Origin of the sequence: Pseudomonas sp., from assembly GCF_050739655.1 — a bacterium.
Lineage (GTDB): Bacteria > Pseudomonadota > Gammaproteobacteria > Pseudomonadales > Pseudomonadaceae > Aquipseudomonas.
On sequence record NZ_JBOIBY010000228.1, the window covers coordinates 1 to 1150 of the forward strand.

General features: G+C 53.7%; 3 protein-coding genes. All 3 read right to left on the reverse strand.

Translation table 11 applies throughout. The features are described 5' to 3' along the window. A partial coding sequence (locus tag ACRESJ_RS11350) for a GTP-binding protein (RefSeq protein ID WP_431757984.1) occupies positions 1 to 101 on the reverse strand: 101 nt, incomplete at its 3' end. A 30-nt stretch (positions 102 to 131) separates the two neighbouring features. Then, positions 132 to 605: a 30S ribosomal protein S7 gene (rpsG, locus tag ACRESJ_RS11355; RefSeq protein WP_431757983.1), complete on the reverse strand. Its 474-nt coding sequence runs from the start codon at positions 603 to 605 to the stop codon at positions 132 to 134. Between the two features lie 108 nt (positions 606 to 713). Continuing rightward, positions 714 to 1085 carry a 30S ribosomal protein S12 gene (rpsL, locus tag ACRESJ_RS11360; protein ID WP_003186084.1) on the reverse strand — a complete coding sequence of 124 codons (372 nt, stop codon included), beginning with the start codon at positions 1083 to 1085 and terminating at the stop codon, positions 714 to 716. Positions 1086 to 1150: the final 65 nt, after the last annotated feature.

Here is a 1150-nt window from a genome sequence, read left to right on the forward strand (position 1 = left end):
GTGTAAAAAAGGACGCGCTCGGTGGTGGTGGTTTTACCAGCATCCACGTGAGCAACGATACCAATGTTACGGTAGCGATTAATCGGTGTAGTACGAGCCATAAAGCCCTCGCAAAATTAGTGACGCAAAAATTAGAAGCGGTAGTGCGAGAAAGCCTTGTTGGCTTCAGCCATACGGTGCACGTCTTCACGCTTCTTAACTGCAGCACCTTTACCTTCGGCAGCGTCCAACAGTTCGCCAGCCAAACGCAGAGCCATAGACTTCTCGCCACGCTTACGGGCGTAGTCTACCAACCAGCGCATTGCCAGAGCGTTACGACGGGAAGGACGAACCTCGACCGGAACCTGGTAAGTAGCACCACCAACGCGGCGCGACTTCACTTCGACCAGCGGAGCGATGGCGTCGAGTGCTTTTTCGAAGAGTTCCAGGGGATCGGCGCCGTTCTTACGAGCCGCAACGGTTTCCAGGGCACCATAAACGATACGCTCGGCAACGGCTTTCTTGCCGCTTTCCATTACGTGGTTCATGAATTTGGCGAGGATTTGGCTTCCGTATTTCGGATCGTCCAGAATCTCACGCTTTGCTGCTACGCGACGTCTTGGCATTGATAAGCCCTCAAACGGTCTTCAGGTTAGTTCGGAACAGCTCCTATGGATGCGTGCCCGACCTTACTCTTATCGACTCAATAAAATGAAAATCTGCAAAACGGCCGATTACTTCGGACGCTTGGTACCGTACTTCGAACGACCCTGGTTACGGCCTTTAACGCCGGAAGTATCCAAGGAGCCGCGAACGGTGTGGTAACGAACACCTGGCAAGTCTTTTACACGACCGCCGCGGATCAGTACCACGCTGTGCTCTTGCAGGTTGTGGCCTTCACCACCGATATACGAGGAAACCTCGAAACCGTTGGTCAGACGCACACGGCATACTTTACGCAGTGCCGAGTTAGGTTTTTTCGGCGTGGTGGTGTACACACGGGTGCACACGCCACGGCGTTGCGGGCAGTTCTGCAGCGCAGGCACGTCGGATTTCTCGACGATACGCTTACGCGGCTGACGTACCAGCTGGTTGATAGTTGCCATCTACTAGCTCCACTGTTGTCTTGCGACGCTATTGTCTTGCAAGAAAAGCAAAATGGCAGGAACGA